At 56.4% G+C, this 17,379-nt stretch carries 10 protein-coding genes; 5 read left to right on the plus strand and 5 right to left on the minus strand.

The features are described 5' to 3' along the window. The first annotated feature begins 175 nt into the window (after window positions 1–175). Complete coding sequence (locus H5P30_RS22745) at window positions 176–808, plus strand: alkaline phosphatase family protein (protein WP_354587804.1); 633 nt, start codon at window positions 176–178, stop codon at window positions 806–808. After that, complete coding sequence (locus tag H5P30_RS15725) at window positions 795–3,188, plus strand: glycoside hydrolase family 2 TIM barrel-domain containing protein (RefSeq protein WP_185693863.1); 2,394 nt, start codon at window positions 795–797, stop codon at window positions 3,186–3,188. The genes H5P30_RS22745 and H5P30_RS15725 overlap by 14 nt, the downstream gene beginning before the upstream one ends. Before the next feature lie 29 nt (window positions 3,189–3,217). Here H5P30_RS15725 and H5P30_RS15730 read toward each other — a convergent pair whose 3' ends face one another. The 4 genes from H5P30_RS15730 to H5P30_RS15745 form a co-directional block, all read right to left on the minus strand. Further along, window positions 3,218–4,768, minus strand: a complete 1,551-nt coding sequence (locus H5P30_RS15730) for a sulfatase family protein (protein ID WP_185693864.1) — start codon at window positions 4,766–4,768, stop codon at window positions 3,218–3,220. A 175-nt stretch (window positions 4,769–4,943) separates the two neighbouring features. Then, window positions 4,944–5,651 carry a hypothetical protein gene (locus tag H5P30_RS15735; protein ID WP_185693865.1) on the minus strand — a complete coding sequence of 236 codons (708 nt, stop codon included), beginning with the start codon at window positions 5,649–5,651 and terminating at the stop codon, window positions 4,944–4,946. 2 nt (window positions 5,652–5,653) lie between these two features. Beyond that, window positions 5,654–9,118, minus strand: coding sequence for a hypothetical protein (locus H5P30_RS15740; protein WP_185693866.1), 3,465 nt, complete (start codon window positions 9,116–9,118; stop codon window positions 5,654–5,656). 467 nt (window positions 9,119–9,585) lie between these two features. Next, window positions 9,586–11,544 (minus strand): hypothetical protein, encoded by a 1,959-nt coding sequence (locus H5P30_RS15745; RefSeq protein WP_185693867.1) that lies wholly within the window; start codon window positions 11,542–11,544, stop codon window positions 9,586–9,588. A gap of 413 nt (window positions 11,545–11,957) precedes the next feature. Between H5P30_RS15745 and H5P30_RS15750 the strand changes: the two genes are divergently transcribed. Together H5P30_RS15750 and H5P30_RS15755 are read left to right on the plus strand one after the other, a co-directional pair. Beyond that, entirely contained in the window at window positions 11,958–13,544 is a 1,587-nt protein-coding gene (locus H5P30_RS15750) for a sulfatase family protein (RefSeq protein WP_185693868.1), read from the plus strand. A 66-nt stretch (window positions 13,545–13,610) separates the two neighbouring features. Beyond that, window positions 13,611–15,035 carry a sulfatase gene (locus tag H5P30_RS15755; protein WP_185693869.1) on the plus strand — a complete coding sequence of 475 codons (1,425 nt, stop codon included), beginning with the start codon at window positions 13,611–13,613 and terminating at the stop codon, window positions 15,033–15,035. A 222-nt stretch (window positions 15,036–15,257) separates the two neighbouring features. On the opposite strand, the gene H5P30_RS15760 is transcribed toward H5P30_RS15755, so the two are convergent. Beyond that, window positions 15,258–16,652 (minus strand): alpha-L-fucosidase, encoded by a 1,395-nt coding sequence (locus H5P30_RS15760; protein ID WP_185693870.1) that lies wholly within the window; start codon window positions 16,650–16,652, stop codon window positions 15,258–15,260. 119 nt (window positions 16,653–16,771) lie between these two features. Between H5P30_RS15760 and H5P30_RS15765 the strand changes: the two genes are divergently transcribed. Beyond that, the gene (locus H5P30_RS15765; RefSeq protein WP_185693871.1) at window positions 16,772–17,335 is read left to right on the plus strand and encodes a hypothetical protein; all 564 of its coding nucleotides are present in this window, start codon (window positions 16,772–16,774) and stop codon (window positions 17,333–17,335) included. Window positions 17,336–17,379: the final 44 nt, after the last annotated feature.

Below are 17,379 nucleotides of genomic sequence, written 5' to 3' on the forward strand. Positions count from 1 at the left end.
CCGGCAGTTGTGGAGTCTCTGCACCGGACCGAGATCTCTCGACTCTGGCGAATGGGGAAATACTTTGATTGTTTTCATCCCGGACAATGGAGGGCTCGCCACTGCAGAGGGATTACCGACTTGCAATGCGCCCCTCGCTGAAGGAAAAGGTTGGATTTATGAGGGAGGGTGCCGGGTGCCGCAATTTGCCGTTTGGCCGCAGCAGATTTGGGCGGGTTCTCTGTGCAGTGTCCCAGTGACCAGTACTGCCTTTTATCCGAGCTTTCTTGACTCTGCCGGACTGCCAGCGAAACCCGAACAACATGGTGAAGGCGTCAGCCTACTTCCGCTCTTCCAGGGTGCGGATGGGCTGCATTGCGAAGACATTTTCTGGCATTATCCCCTCTACAGAAACCAGAGCGGAACGGCCGGCTCCTCGATTCGGTCGGGCGACTGTAAGCTCATCGAATTTTTCGAGGAAGGGCGCATCGGCTGTATCAATTTCGCGACGATCCTGGCGAACAGCACAACCTCGTTGTCGAGCATCGCGACCTCGTCCAGAAACTCACAGAAAAAGTCGAACAGGCCATTCTGGAATACGGAAACGTTGGGGTGGGGCGGCACCAAACAACGGGAATCGGGACGGGTGGAATCTCCACAGTCTATCCTGAGAAAAGGCTATACCCGCTGCGCCGGGACCTCGGTTTCGACAACTACTAAACACAAGCTCAGCGGCCTATCGGCCCACGAGAGGAATTCGACAAGTCACAGAGACATCCAAACATCTACCACGAGAGGCTCCACTCCCGATCATAATGACATTCGATAACTCTTCTTCACGAATCGTGCGATCACTGTCCGGCGACACATGGTGTTTCACCTGCGGCGATCCAAAAGATGCCGCGGAGCCCACGGTCGACGATACTGGTTGGTCAACCGTCCGCGTGCCTCACGATTGGGCGATTGCCGGGCCTTTTGATTCGCAGAACGATGCCCAGCATACGATCATTCATGCCGATGGCGAAAAGCAGGCCCGCTTGCATCTGGGTCGGACCGGCGGGTTGCCGCATCAGGGCGTGGGGTGGTATCGGCTGCCGCTGGATATCCCGGCAGCGTGGAGCAGTCGGCGGGTCCGCGTGATCTTCGACGGCGTGATGAGTCACAGTATCGTGTATTGCAATGGCCGCGAAGTGGGTTCATGGCCCTACGGCTATACCAGCTTCCAATTCGATCTCACACCTTTCCTGCTACCGGGCGGTCAGAATTTGTTGGCGGTGCGCGTAGCCAATCCCTCGAACGCATCACGCTGGTATCCCGGTGCCGGCATCTACCGGAACGTGCTGTTGGAGGCCGTGGACCCGGCGCACATTGCGCCCTGGGGCGTTGCGATTACGACACCGGACGTGCAGGACGCATTTGCCACCGTTGTCGTGCGTACCGAGGTGACCACGGACCGGGCTGTGACGCTGCAAACGGTAATCCGCGACCCGTCCGGCTACGAGGTCGCGAGTGACGTGGTTCCCGTTCCCGCCTCCACAAAGGCAGACCAGACACTGACCGTCGCTAATCCGGAACGTTGGAATCTGGATCGACCGGCGCTCTACACGCTCCGTAGTCGGATATGTGATAACGAGCAGGTGGTGGATGAGGTCGTGACGAGGTTTGGGATACGCGCGCTCAAGTTTACGCCCAACGGCTTCTGGCTGAATGATCGGCCAGTCCGATTTCAGGGTGTCTGTATGCACCACGATTTGGGGCTACTCGGCGCGGCCGTGCATCGGCGCGCCGTGGAGCGGCAGGTGGATATCTTGCAGGAAATGGGCTGCAACGCGATTCGCACCAGCCACAATCCACCCGCCCCGGAATTATTGGAGTATTGCGACGAAAAGGGCATCCTGGTTTTAGACGAAGCGTTTGATGAATGGCGGGTTCCGAAAGTGGCCAACGGCTACAGCAACCTCTTCGACGCATGGGCCGAGAAAGATCTTCGTGCAATGATCCGGCGCGATCGCAATCATCCCTGCGTGGTCATGTGGAGCATTGGTAACGAGATTCTCGATCAAGGAAGGCCCGAGGGTCGGGAGACCTGTCGATGGCTTACCGCCATCTGTCATGACGAAGATTCCACGCGCCCGGTTACCGCCGGATTCAACGACCCGGATGGAGCAATCCAGAACGGGCTGGCTGGCGAACTGGATATCCCCGGATGGAATTATCGCCCCGCACGCTACGCTGAATTCCGCGAAGCGTATCCGGACTGGATCATGTACGGCAGCGAAACCGAATCGTGTGTCAGCACCCGGGGAGAATATGTGTTCCCTGCGAAAATTCTTCGCGATCACGAGCGCTCATCCGGGCACTGCTCCGCCTACGAACTGGAGTCACCATGCTGGGGGTATCCGCCGGACATCGAGTTTGCTGCGCAAGAGGACCGCCCCTATATGCTGGGCGAATTTGTCTGGACAGGATTTGATTATCTGGGGGAACCGACGCCGTACAAATTCCATTGGCCTAGCCGCAGTTCTTATTTCGGAATAGTTGATCTTTGCGGCTTTCCCAAGGACCGCTATTACCTTTATCGGAGTCAATGGCGTCCAGAGGTCCCAACACTACACTTGCTGCCGCATTGGTCGTGGCCGGGTAGGGAAGGTGAGCACATCCCGGTGCACGTTTTTACTAATGCCGCTGGCGCGGAGCTTTTTCTGAACGGACAATCGCTTGGGATTCGGCGTAAAGATGCGTCCGATCCCCTTCGCCGTTTTCGCCTCGTCTGGGATGCGGTGACCTATGCACCCGGCGAACTGAGGGTTCGTGCACTGGACACACAAGACCACCCTACAGGCGAGGAAGCGGTACAACGAACAGCCGGGGCTTCGGCGAGGCTGACCTTGAGTGCGGATCGTATAGAGTTAGTAGCAAATGGCGATGACCTTTCCTTTCTGACCATCAGAATGTGCGACACCGACGGCATTGTCTGTCCTTCCGCCGCCCAGCCCGTCGTTGTAAGCGTCCAAGGACCCGCAGAGGTCTTGGCTGTCGATGGAGGAGATCCCACCAGTCTAGAGCCGATCCCTGGTTGTCATGGAAGGCTTTTTCACGGCATGGCTCTCGCGGTAATCCGCACACGGGCCAACGTTCCCGGCGAAATTTTCGTAACCGTCGAATCCTCTGGGTTCGTAAACACCTCCGCGCAACTACGGAGCTTCTGATCGGGCGCTTCGGCCCCGCTCGGTCTTTCTTACGAATTCCAGGGCGGAATGGGACGCCACGGTGTTTGGGCGGTGTATTGATCGAGCAACTGCCGCAGCAGCTCCGCCCGCAGAGACTGGTGGGCAGGTTCGTCCCAGAGGTTGTGGAGTTCGTCGGGATCCGTTTGGCGGTCGAACAATTCGCCCCATGGTTGCCCGGCGTAGGTGGTGATGCGGTAACGGGTGGTGACCAGGCAACGCGGGCGCAGGCCGGTGCCAGGGTCGTCGTTTTCAATGACCACGCTGTCGCGGATGGTCGCCTGATCGTCGCTGAGCAAAGGCCGCCAGCTTCGTCCGCCATACAGCGGGATTGGCTGAACGCTGCCCCGCTCGAACGGGGTGGTGGCTTCCTCCCATTCGCTGCCGGGCATCGTAACCCCGGCGAAATCGAGCAGGCTCGGCATGAGATCAATTTGGCTGATCAATGACTCGCTCTTTCGACCGCCCGGCATGCCCGGTGCGGCGACGATGGTGGGGATACGCACGCAACCTTCAAACGTGTAGAACGATTTCCAGAGCAGGCCGTGGTCGCCCATCATGTCGCCGTGATCGGAAACAAATAGGACCACCGTATTGTTCCAAAGGTTGTTCCGTTCCAGGGCATCGAAAACCCGGCCAAGCTCTGCGTCCAGATGGCTGACCATGCCTAAGGTCAGCGCGATCATCTCCCTTGTCTTCGTGTCGGTAAGGTTCGCGTTGTTGGTGCCGTTCGGATGGATGTCGCCGTTGAACACCCGCTGATATATGGGAGGTAAATTGTCGGATTCGCCGGAGTTGCGCGGCGGAAGCGGTATATCGGCAGGGTCGTACATCGTGTCATACGGAGCCGGGGGCGCGACAGGGTAGTGGGGATCCGGGATCGAGCAGTAGGCAAAAAACGGGTGATCGGGATTGCCCGCCGCAGCGTCGATAAAGGCCGCCGTGGAGTCCGCGATGTATCGGTTGTAATGCATCTCGACGGGCAGCGCCATACGATAGCATTGACTGGCTACACAGGCCGGTTCTCGGGCGAGGTTGGGTTGGAGCATGGCAGGGTCGCCGCCCTGATCCCTGAGCCACTGAATGTATTCTCCGAACACGAATGAGGTGTGTCCGCCGACGAAGTCCACGGATTCAAAGCCGAAATAAGGCGTGGGGAATTCCGTAAAGTCGCCCCGGTTCCATGCTTCCATGTCTTCGGGGAAGCGGCTGGCGTCGGGTGTCTCGAGCTTTGGAACGTAGGGCGTGAGATGCAGTTTGCCTGCGGCGTGTGTGCGATAGCCTACGGCGTTCAGCACCTGCGGTAGACAGGGCAGGTTTGCATGGGGATATTGCCCGTTGAAACGCACGCCATGGTCGCGGGGTAGGAGGCCCGTGAACATGCTGGTGCGGGCGGGCATGCAGATCGGGTTGTTGCAATAGGAGCGGTTGAACACGGTCCCCAGCGAAGCCAGTCGATCAAGATTGGGCGTCTGCACCAATGGATGTCCCGCACAACCCATGTGACCGGCCCGCATCTGATCGACACAGATCAGCAGAATGTTGGGTTGATGTTGCTGCATGAAATTCCTTGTCCGACAATGCTCCGTCTGGGGTTCGTCCGTCAAATAGTTGTTCTCTATTGTTTTGTTTTTTGCATTGCGATGGATCCCGGCTGACTGAGGATGGCTGAGGCCTTCAAGAGAGAGACCGGGCCCCTCAGAGCGGAATTGGTCGAGTGATCCAGACCCGAAGGTGTCAATCGGGTAGGGTTGACTCTGCCTCGACCGAGTCAAAAATGTTCTTCACCCGGATCTTCTTGCTATCACCATACAATAGCACAATGCACCTCTGATCCTGATACACTGGCCAAAATGCCGAATAGAAAGCCTTCCAGTCACCCCCGGGTTGTTCCTGTTTAATGATCGCCACTGTCGCTCCGGTGCCCTTTTCTGCGCTGATCCGATGGGGCAGTGCGGCGCCGGGGGTAAGGAGGATTGGCTCGGTTCCTGCGCCCACCTGTAGTGCCACCGTCGTCTCGGTGGCATTGATGAAGAACCAATCGTCGCTCCTCGCACCGACGAAATCGTCAGGGACTGCAAAAAACTCGGCGTTTCCCCGGACGATCATGCCCACTAGCAAAATACTCGTCGCCCCGGGTGGTACATTTACCGATCTGGCAATCACAGGCTCTCCCGCTTCATCGAGCTTATTGCCGAACAGGGGTAACGGGTTCGCCGCTTGTGCGCGAACCGGTTTCCCGGGGCCGTTGAGTCCGAAAACAAGCGGTTCGAGTCCTTTCGATCCCCGGACGAAAAATTCAGGCAGATCCTCCGCACTCGGTGCCAGCATCATCCCTCTCATCATCAAGGTTTCCTCATCGGCGAGGGACGTCGATGCGCACAAGAATGCTGCCAGCCCCACTGCGAGAACTCTACGGAGTCGATAGGATAGGGGGGGAGGCATTATTAAATTTCTTCAGGGTGTAACCAACGGAAGGAGAGCAAACGAAAGCTACGACCGAACGGGCTGCTGGGACGCTCCAGCTCCTCAAGCGTGGAATTTCCCCCGGCGGGATTCGTTACTGGATCGGGGAAGCGTTGCACTATCGCTTCGCACCAGGATCGTGCTGTGACCTCGCCAGTCGGGCTCTTCGCCTCCCCATAGGAACGGATCGTAAACGTATCTGACCGAACTTGCATGAACGGCGAAAGCGCTTGCAGGATATCGCCTTGAAGGAGCTGCCCCGGATACCCCGCACCTTGGGTCGTTCCCGACGGGATGTGGGTGCCGGTGACCGCGTTGCCGAACATTGCGAGACTGGAATTCTCGGACACGTTGTTCACCGTCGCATCCAAGGCGGCTTGGAGCGCGCCCGCTTTTCCGAGGTCGCCATTGACGAGCTTCCGGTTGACGAACTCACCGAGACTGCGGAACGGACCGCGTTCCTTGACTTCGACGACGATCGCTTCTGCGAGCTGCCGCACTTCCGCTGGGGAGAGTTCACGGAAGCCCATCCAGTAATTTTCATTCAAACCACCGCTCTCCATTCCGTCACCGTAGAGGGATTTTACCCGCGGAAACCGAACTCCCTCCACCGCATCGAATCCCGTAATCATCCCGAAGTTGTCGGTTTTTTCGATCGGCAGATTCAGGGTGCCCGACAGGAATGCTTCCCACGCGTCCACGGAAGAGGAATTGACGTTGAAAGCTCCATCTACCAGCACGTGCCCGGCGTTGTGATAGACCGCTCGATCATGGTCGGTGAGTGTCTCCTTGCTGAAAGTGGAACCGACCGGTTCGTAGGGAATGAACCGCGGGTTCGGTAGAAACTGTGTTCGGTCTAGCAATGCCTCGTAGTCCCAGGTCGGCTCGGCCTTCCCTCCGGCCGCCGTGTTGTTGTCATTCGCCTGCGGGATCGTGGTGAAAATGTAGCTGTCCCAAATCTCCTCGTTCACCAAGTAGGACGCATCATAAATGTCAAAACTTCCCGTGATCGCCCATTCGTCTGGCATTCCCGGGTTATCGCTAAAGGTGTCTTGGATGCTGTTCTTCCACTCATCCAGCGGGATGCGCGGGTTCGCGTAGGAGTTCCCTACGATATAGGTCGGCTCGTAGCTGAAGCGCCCTGCCGAGGCATGTTGCAACTGCCCGAGAGAGACCAGGTCTTCCCGCGGAATGTCGAACAAAATCACGCGGTCGAAACCGTCTTCCTGGGTTCGTCCTCCTCCCATGAATAGATAGCCTTCTTGGTTGTCTGGAGCCGGGCTGGACTGGATGATATCTTTGTTTTCCTTGATCTCCGGATCCATACTGTAAGCTGCCAGAACGTCCACACCGAGGGGGGAGTCCCACCGTGGGTTGTTCCACTGCGCACGGATGTTTGCATCGATGATCGGGCGGATTGTGGATTCCGGCTCGCGAGTGGTCCGAAGGGCGAAGCTAAGACCCGGTCGGTTGTTGATCCTACTATTTTCCAAGGTAGCTTCGTAAGCGAGGCCGGGTCTTTCCGTCCCCGGGACCTTATGTTCCCTCTTGGGCGGCCCTCCGTCGCCGGTAATTCGTGAATGCGTATAGGGTGCGAAAAAGAGCTGCGCGACTTCCCGGTCAGGATTGTCATTGGGATAGCCCAAGCTTTCATCGAGGCCGTGAAACATGGTGGCGGTCTCGAACACGAACTCAATGGTGGCGTTTTCACTGCCATCGAGGGGTGCGGTCGTATCAAAGTTTCTGAAAACGCTTTGTGTCGTAAGATTCCGGACGTTCGGGCTGTAAGCTTTGTTATCCACCTCAGTTCCCGCCAGTTTGTCGCTGTCAAAGGCAAACAGCTGGCTCCGGCCCGGATCAATCAAATGATTGTTGGCGTTGGATTCCAGCTTTGTGGAAAACCCGGTAACTCGACTCAGGTCTACGATTGCGTTGTCGTCGTCTGTATATTGAACGCCATCCACCGTAAATCGTATTTGGGGGTAATTGAGAATGCGGGGGCCCCGGGCAAACCCGAAGTTAACCGCGCCTCCCTGAATGTTCAATCCCACGTTATAGGGATTGTAATGACCTACCCAAAGCTGGGAGCGTGTCTTCAGCCTTGTCGGATTGCCCGGGTTGTAATCAAACCACGCGTATTGTTGCATTCGTGACAGCAAGGGAAAAATCGGGTTATGGACGTAGTTTTGCCCCCGAGAATTCTCCGAGAAATTGGGAGGGGCTTGCGATTCGATAGGAGTCCAGGCCGAAATATAGGTGTCGTAGGGTTGCGGAAATTCGTGAGGTCCGACCTGACCTCTCGCAATGCGACCGGCCAACTGGCTGCCTCCCCGCCAAGGCTGCATGAAGTTCGGGCTCCTCTTGTTGAATGTATTGATATCAAGAACCGGAACCTCTGCGGTGTCATGGATGTGTATCCATTTTTTGATATTGTAATACTGCCGGAAAATATCCCAGTGGATATAGTCGTTTGGGAATTCCGAGCGTTTTTCGCTGTCTACCACGAGATGATCGGAATCGGCGTTTTCCGCAAAAAGCTCGCTGTAAACGTCGAGGCCCACGTTCGGATCATCTTCAAATGCGATCGTCAGATCCCGTTTCAATCCTCCCTTTCTGACGTCGGCCAGGACTCCGAGGGATGTTCCTGTGTAGCCGAAATACTTCCGCTTCGCGACACTTCGATCAAGCCCCAGCAGGAGAAGATCCGTGGAGGAGCCGATCTTGCTGTAACGTGCGAGGTCCGAATCGCCCCTATCGAGAAGCGCATCCATGTCGGTGAGGTTCCCGAGTTGATACGTTCCGGGAAGCATGCTCCCGCCCAGAAGGTCGTTGACGGGGCGGTCATTGCGAACTTCCGGGCTGGATGCGGCTAGCTGCGCTTTTAATCCGTTGTCATCCACCATGTAGGCGTATCCGCCAGAGGAAGCGCCCGTTCCGCCAGGGATGGGGACAATGCCGGCTTCCAGCGGTTCGCCTCCGGTGAGAGCCAGGTCAAAGGTTTCGCCGCCAAAAAGAATGACTGGGTCGTTGAAAACGGAGTCGATCTGGTCGCTGGCGTCCAAGTTTATGTTCAGACCGGATGCAAGCCATGTCACCTGATTGATGTCGAAGGCTGGTGAGTCACTCGGGGCTGCTCCCACCCACCATGCGCGACTGCCCGAAATGCTCCCGCCGCCCAGCGCTTCTGCTCGGGCAGTGATTCGCTGGTCGGGGCCGAGTTGCTGCTGAAGTTGACTCAGTGCCACCAGTGTTCCCAAGCGGGCGTTCGCCTGCGCCGCCCGGATCTCAGTTTCGGCGCGGGACTGCTGGAGGTTGACCGAGGTTAGCCCGAAAAGCCCGACCACGAGAAGGATCAGAAACGCCATCAGCGTGAGCGATATCACGAGCGCGAAGCCGTCCCGGGGGGCGGCGGATATGGCCGATAAACTGGGGGGGGTGGAAGTCATGTAACGACCTTTAGAGTTTCGGGGTAGAAAGGCATTCGGTCAAGCGTTTGTTCCCTATTCTTTCAGTATCCTCATTAAGGGCGGTAAAGTCGGTTCAGGTCAGGGATTGCCGAATGCAATTGTTAATAGGGCGATAAGGTAGCCGAAATCGCAAGATCTTGGAAGATCGGAACGGTGCTTCGAACGCTCGGGTGTAGTTCATTCGATGGTCGTTATTCTGACGCGGCGATGGTAATAGGGCCTTGCTTCGGGAACGGGACGGGGAAGGTGGGGGGGCAGGAATGTCCCCCCGCCGTTATTGTCCGTGTCTTTCGAAACGGAGCGGGGACGTTCCAGTCGGCGGTATTAGTCATTGCAGCAATGGAGCGGGGACATTCCTGTCCCCGGTGTCTTCGGGATGTTTTCTTACTCGTGATCTTATTCGTAATCGATTACGGTTCTCCTGTCGATTCGGTCAGGGGCAAATCTCAGTTTGGCGGATCACCCTGATCCGTAGCGGTCCGTGCCGACCTCTCCTGCGAAAGCGGGGCGGGGTCGAAGTCGCGCACCATCGTTGTTGGATAGAGGGTTTCAAAATCCTGCCAGTGGTCGAGCATGACATCCATTTTCTTCCGCAAGTCCCGCACCAGGTTCGGGCCAAGCACGAACACGCTTTCCTCTTCCGGGGCTGCGGCGTGTTCGATGACCGGTTCTTCCGTGCTTTCGATCAGGCGAATCAACTCGGCGGTGTTGTCCAGTTCCTCGCGAGCGATCTTTCGCATGTTCAGTGCCCGTTGGTCGTAGATGATGTTGTCGTCATAATCCATCTGGTTCGGCCCGTATTGCGAATGGTGCGCGATATCCAGCGAGTATTTGAACATGATGCAATTGCGCGCATTCGTGGCCAGACAGGCCAGCGCGGCCGTGCGGGTGGCCAGGAGCCGGACTCTTTTCGCGCCCCCTTTGGGTAGTTCCGCGGCGAGCGCCTGCAAATCCCCGGCGACTCCCCGCAGGGTTCCGATGGCTTCCTGCAGAGCCCAGCGGGCCATCCACATTGCGGACTCTCCATTGAAACAGGACTTCCCCAGGATCATCCCCAGGTCCGGATTGTCTTTGTCTTTTTCCGCGGCAAAAATGAAATCCCGGTAGTGGGCGGTTTCTTCGGGTGTGAGTCCATGTGGGTCCGCAACCAGAGGACGGAGTAACCATCGCGAACTCACCGTGGCAAAGTTGAATATCAGCCCCAGCCCTTTTTGGCGCACCTGCGCGGTGGCATGAATCGCGCCGCCGATTTTTTTCCACGCGCCGATCACTCTTTCGGCATGAGTCTCATCCTCACAGAAGGCCGTGGCGGCATCCAGTAGCGCTTCCGTGTTTTCGCGCAGGCCTTGGTCCGGATGGCGGAAATAGCTTTGGAGAAAAATCTCGGCGAGATCCAGGTCATGGATTCCGATCTGAACGCTCGCGCGGTCCACGACCTTTTTTGGGGTGTTGTAGATTTGTTGCAGCCCTTCAAGGAAAGAAATGGGGCTTCCCATCCCCACCACCGGGTAGGCCGGATGCCAGATTCCACCTCCAAACGACGCACCGGGACCGCCGGGGGTCTCCTCGGTTCCGTTGTTGCCGCTGACGAATATGCCACTGGGCAGCTTGGCGGCGATCGATGCCTTTAACTCGGGAGGGAACCCGGCGCTGTGAATGTTTAGCTCCATCCGGACCCCGGCCTCCGCGGCCCCGTCTTGGATGGCTTTGAGCCAGTCGGCGACGCGCTCGCCTCCGTCTCGGGTTCGGTGTTTTACCGGTCCATTGATTCCGGGATAGATGCAGGGCGTCCAGGGAACTCCGGCTCCCGAGTCGTTGCTCATGAACTGAAAGAAGTCCACCTCGGGAAACTGGGTGGAAAACTCTTTCATCGCCCGGCGGTAGAGATCGAGCACTTCGGGCTCATCGATGGAGGGGGCGAAGTACGGACGTGAGGCAATTCGCCCCAATTCGCACTGGGCACCTCTCCAGTGAGGATGGGCGCGATAAACCTCCTCTGGAAGCCAGAGGGGTTCTATGGTGTGGCAGACGCCCTTGAGGCCGTGCGAACGAAGAATCGACGTCTGTTGCTGGATGAAGTCTCGGCACTCCCGCGCATGCTCCGGCGATACCCAGGGGTGAAGCTCTTCCGGAGGACAGATGCGCAAAATAGCCGGTGTGGAATTGCACCAGGCCGCATAGGGATCTTTATGATCGGGTAGCACCCATGAACCGCACCGGTAGGGTAGGTTCCCAACCCGGATATGGGTGGCCCCGGAGGCCGCCGCCAGTTCCACGCATCGCTTGAATGTCTCCAGGTCCGAGTGTGCGGCCTGTCCTTCTGCCAGGGTGAAGACCACTTTTCGCGACCCCAGACGTTCGCGGATTTCTGCGGGAGACGGGCTGTTTTTTAACGTTTGTTGCATGATGCTTCAATAGGCTGATTCAAAAATGGCGACCTGAGCGGGAACCTGTGATGACCACGGGAGTCCCTATTCGGGGAGTGTATTTCGGACATTTTGCTGATGTATTGAAATTTTTCGGAAGGGTATCGGATTTAAAGGTGAAGGGAGGTCGGACGTCAATTAATATTCTCTATTATTCCATAGTGGAAACTCGTATGGTCCTTGCGGATTGAGATTGCCGATGGGAATTCAGAGACTTCCAGGCACATTATAATAGGGAACAATTTATTGACTAGGATAATGTTTAAGCGATAAGTCTTTGTCTGGATTTTCACTTTGGATCTTGACGGTGACTACCGTTTCGACCGGTCCGGCGTTGTTCCTTCTCATATGGATCGTTTCCGAACTCGCACTCTAAAGCTAATTTCATAAAAATGAATGTACTCTGGATCACTCTCGAAGACACCAGTCCAAGGTTTCAGGTTTATGGTGACCGCATTGCGCGCACTCCCAATGCGGATAAATTGGCGTCCGAGGGAGTTGTCTTTCAGAAAGCGTTTTCGACCGCACCGGTCTGCGCTCCAGCCCGCTGCGCGGCAATCACGGGTGTGTATGCCGCATCGATCGGCGGGCACCACATGCGAACGCATTTCCGGAATCTGTCGCATGAGGGGCAGGTGCCTCCGTATGAGCCTGTGCCGCCGGCGCACGTCAAGTGCTTCACCGAATACCTTCGGGCAGATGGCGTTTATTGCACCAACAACGAAAAGACCGACTACCAGTTTTCATCTCCGTTCACGGCGTGGGATGAGTGCAGTGAGAATGCTCACTGGAGAAACCGCCCTGCGGGTGCGCGCTTCTTCTCCGTCTTCAACCTGCTCGCAGCGCACGAAAGCGGAATGTGGCCGGATGGACGCTCGTTGGAAACGGATCCTGCATCGGTCCAGGTTCCGCCTTATCTTCCGGATACTCCAATAGTTCGGGAGTCGATCGCGCGGCATTACGACCAGATGGCGAGGGTCGATGTTCAGGTAGGTCGTCTCTTGGACGAATTAGAGGAGGACGGCTTGGCAGAGGACACCGTGGTCATTCTTTGGAGTGATCATGGGGAAGGACTTCCGCGCGGCAAACGGCATGTCTATGATTCCGGGCTGCATGTTCCGCTCATGGTTCGGTGGCCCGGTAGAATCGAGCCCGGTACCCGTAGGACAGATTTGGTGAGCACGATTGATCTTGCTCCCACAGTGCTGGAATTATTCGGACTTCCCCTGCCGGGGCATCTTCATGGAACGCCGCTCTTGAACCAAGAAAACCCGAGGAAGTTTGTCCACGCCACTCAGGATCGTTTTGGTGGATACTATGATCAGTCCCGTGCTGTGCGCACCGGGCGCTTCAAATACATACGGAATTATCATCCCGAATTACCCCGCTTTCTTTTCAATAATTATCTGAATCAACATCCGGTCCAGCAGGAGATCATTCGTCTCATGCGCCATAACGCTCTCGAGGGTCATGCACGTTTCTTCGGGGAGCAAAATCATCCTGTTGAGGAATTGTATGACTGTGACGCCGATCCGCATGAACTTAATAATCTCGCGGTCGATTCTTCGTATCATTCAACTCTGCTTGAATTGAGGAGCGAGTTGGAAGACTGGCGCCGACGAATCGGCGACCTTGGAGACGTGCCTGAGAGCGAACTCAGCGAGCGGTTCTGGCCATCAGGGATCCAGCCCGAAACTGTGGCTCCGCACTTTTTGGTCTATGGGGAGGACGACTATTGCAAGGAGCCCATCGGCGGGAGGTATGGGGCGGAGTACAAAGTGCAGGGCCCGGCGTTGGTCCAGCTGCACTCTCCCACACAGGGCGCCAGTATGGCCTATCGTTTTGAGAATCAGCAGTCCTGGACGCTCTACACGGGACCCTTCAATCTCGACTCCGGCGATTGGAAACTCTTCACCAAAGCCGTGCGCATTGGATATCGGGAAAGCCCGGAGTGCGAGCTTGCTCTTACCGTTCTTTGATCCTCTCTATGGCATTTACTTCTCGAATAGACCTTCCAAAGCAATAGTGAGGCAATTTGTAGCTCTATGAATAAACCGAACATAGTATTTATCTTAATCGACGATATGGGCTGGCGAGACCTCGGCTCGTTTGGGAGTTCGTTTTACGAAACTCCCCATATCGATCGTCTAGCCCGGAATGGGATGTCCTTTTCCGATGCCTATGCGTCCTGCCCGGTCTGCTCTCCGACGCGGGCCAGTATAATGACCGGGAAATATCCCGCTCACGTCGGCATTACCGACTGGATTGACCACGGAAATTTTCATCCCATGAAGGGAAAGCTGGTGGACGTCCCATACTTGAAGAGCCTTCCTCCTGAGGAATATTGTCTCGCACAGGCCTTGCAAGACGGTGGTTACGCGACCTGGCACGTGGGCAAATGGCATCTGGGGAAAAAGGGTGCGTATCCGGAAGACTTCGGATTTGAGATCAATATCGGTGGTTGCGATATGGGTTCGCCCGGTGCCAACGGCTACTTCAGTCCGTGGTCGGTGAAAGGGCTGGAGCATGCTTCGGTTCCTGACGGCACTGACTTAACCGATTACCTCACGGACGAAGCCATCCATCTGATCTGCACGAAAGAGGACCGCCCGTTTTTTCTCAATTTGTGCCACTACACCGTGCACACGCCGATTCAGGCAAACCCCGATAAGATCCGTAAGTATGAGGAGAAGGCCCGCGCCCTTGGGCTCGATATCTTGGAAACCTTCGAGGAAGGAGGTTTTCACCCCACGGAACGCAAAGCCGATGAGCGGATCCGACGTCGGCTGCTCCAGTCCGACCCGGCGTATGCCGCGATGATCGAGACGTTGGATGATAATGTCGGACGTCTTGTGGACGCCCTGGAAGCGAGCGACGAACTGGAAAACACCTTGATCGTTTTCACCTCGGACAATGGGGGCCTGGCCACTGCCGAGGGTTCGCCGACATGCAATGCCCCTTTGGCCGAAGGCAAAGGATGGATGTATGAGGGAGGATGTCGGGTGCCGTTGTTTGCCGTGTGGCCGCAACAGATTCGGGCGGGATCCCGGTGCGATGTCCCTGTGACCAGCACCGACTTCTATCCGACCTTCCTCGACTGCGCCGGACTGCCTGCGAAACCCGAACAACACAGTGATGGGGTCAGTCTGCTCCCGCTCTTTCAGGGGGCGGATGGACTGGATCGTGAAGCCATTTTCTGGCACTATCCGCACTACGGTAATCAGGGTGGCACGCCGGGCTCATCGATTCGGATGGGCGACTACAAGCTCATTGAATTTTTCGAGGACGGACGAATCGAACTCTATCAGCTTAGTGACGATCCCGGCGAAAATCACAACCTCGCCGATACCGAACTCGAGCGCGCCAACGCTTTACGGAAACGGCTTCACGAATGGCGTGATTCGATCGAGGCAAAGATCCCACAGCCCAATCCGGACTGGCGCGAAGCTGCTATAAGTAATCGGCGATGATTCTCAATGCCGCGGCTCTGGAAAATCTATTCATGCCGTAGAAGTGATTCCGGGATTTTTCGGCCAAAGGCTCACCTGGTGCCATTATGTCGATCACAGAGGCCAAGTTAGAGAGGTATTTGTCCGAAGCGCGAAGGTTGCGGTAATCTTTGCGAAAAGAACGCTTCTCGGGTCTGGGGCGACGGGACGGCAGAAGGGCGTTCGTCACATCGAGCCGTCGAATTAGTACAGTCGGAGGGCAGCCAGCGCCGACTCCCCGTAGGATTTGGAAATCGTTAATTTTACAGTTGAGCAAAGGATAGGATCCACGCGGTGCAGTCGTTTGCAGCCAACTGTAGTTCCCTCGATAACTCGGCAGCTTTTTCTGGAGTCATCTTGTAGTTCGATCCGGTGCTTGGCGATGAGCTGTCCGAACTCAATCGCCTCCTCCAGGGATACAATCGACACAGTTCGCTCCTCGGGTAGTCGGAGCATGAGTGTTGCATTTTCCCCCGCCTTCCCGGGCGTCCAATAGGAGTTCTTCTCTGCATCCAACACTGTATCGATAGGATACTCAGCTTCGGCATTGCTGATTTGAATACGGGAGTCAATGGCTAGGTCAGTCGCAAAAAGTGCCGCCTTGGCCTGTTGAAAGGCAACCGCGCGCTCAGCATCTACGGTGTGCACAAGCCCTTCCGGTGTGATGGGGAAGTTGAGCAGCAAGGTGCCGTTTCGTCCCACACTCTTGAAATACAGGTCGAGAAGATTGTCGACCGTTCGCACCTCAGATTCCTCTTCAGGATGGTAAAACCAACCAGGCCGTATGGATACATCGCACTCCGCTGGACGCCAAACTCGCAGTCCAGAACCATTAGGGGCGTCGCCGTTCCGCAAGCGCTCGCTTTTGTCCGCATCCGCAAGGGCGTCGTTGGCCTTCGAAATACCCGAATCGCCCGGAAAACGGATGAAGTTGGGATCAACGGTCCCCCAGCACGTTTCCCCGGCAATGCCGCGCTCGTTTCCCACCCAACGCACGTCCGTGCCGCCGTCACCAAATGTGACCGCCTTGGGCTGTAGCGTTCGGACCAGATCGAAGTAGCGTTGCCAGTCATAAGTTTGCTTTCGTCCATTGGGGCCTTCGTCAATGGCTCCGTCGAACCAGACTTCACGCAGTTCGCCGTATTGCGTCAGTAACTCCTCGAGCTGCGTGCAGTAAAAATCGTTATAGCGCTCGGAATCGCCATAACAGGGTTCATGCCGATCCCATGGCGAGAGGTAGAGTCCCACTTCGAGACCCTCAGCGCGAAAAGCATCCACAAACTCACGAACCAAGTCGCCCTTTCCATCCCTCCACGGAGAATTCTGTACGGAATGCTCCGTCACATGACTCGGCCAGAGACAAAAGCCGTCGTGGTGTTTAGCGGTAAGGATGCCCACCTTGAAGCCCCCGGCTCTAGCGGTGCGAGCCCATTGCCGACAATCCAAAGCAGTTGGATTGAAATCACGCGGATCTTCCGAGCCGTCACCCCATTCCTTTCCGGCGAAGGTGTTCAGGCCAAAGTGGAAAAAAGCATTCGTCTCACTACGCTGCCATGCAAGCTGTGCTGCTGAGGGCACGGGGGCGATAATATCGGACATCCTATTACTTTCCATTTAAATTTGAATAATAGGGAATGATAGAATTGGATTCCGTCTCGGCTTCAACTCCAATTCGTTTTTCTTAATCCACAGATAAGCAAATCCCGATTCTTCAATCGATGAAAACCATACTGCCCAACGGCATTCCTCTCAGTCAGTCGGAACCGAAAACGATCAGTGACTTCAGTCACGACCAGCCTCTAGCGGTTCCTTATCTGGAATCACCGCCAGAAGTGATCGACGTAAGTCGGGGGCGTCAGTTGTTCGTGGATGATTTCCTCGTCGATCCGTTCCGTACGCAAATGCACCGGGAATATCATCGCCCCGTAAAGTATCCGGGAAATCCGGTGTTCTTCCCGGAATCGCCCGAGGAAACCTGCCCGGATTTTCCGCCCTGCGCCATTGCGAAAAGCGGTGGCGTTTGGTTCGACGACCGCGACCGGCTTTTCAAAATGTGGTACATGACCGGTTACCTGGGCTATGCGGCGCTGGCGACCAGCCACGACGGGGTCCATTGGGAGCGTCCGGCGTTGGACGTGGTTCCCGGCACCAATCTGATTCTACCCAAAGACATTCACCCGGACTCGGGGAGCGTTCTCATCGATCATGCTGCAGAGGATCCGGAGGAGCGCTACAAAATGCTTCTCCGCGAGCCGAATGGCGTGACCCCCCCCGCATATTGATTTTCCGGGCCGACTTTTCACCTCCGGGGATGGAATCCACTGGA

This window comes from Puniceicoccus vermicola, from assembly GCF_014230055.1.
Taxonomy (GTDB): domain Bacteria; phylum Verrucomicrobiota; class Verrucomicrobiia; order Opitutales; family Puniceicoccaceae; genus Puniceicoccus; species Puniceicoccus vermicola.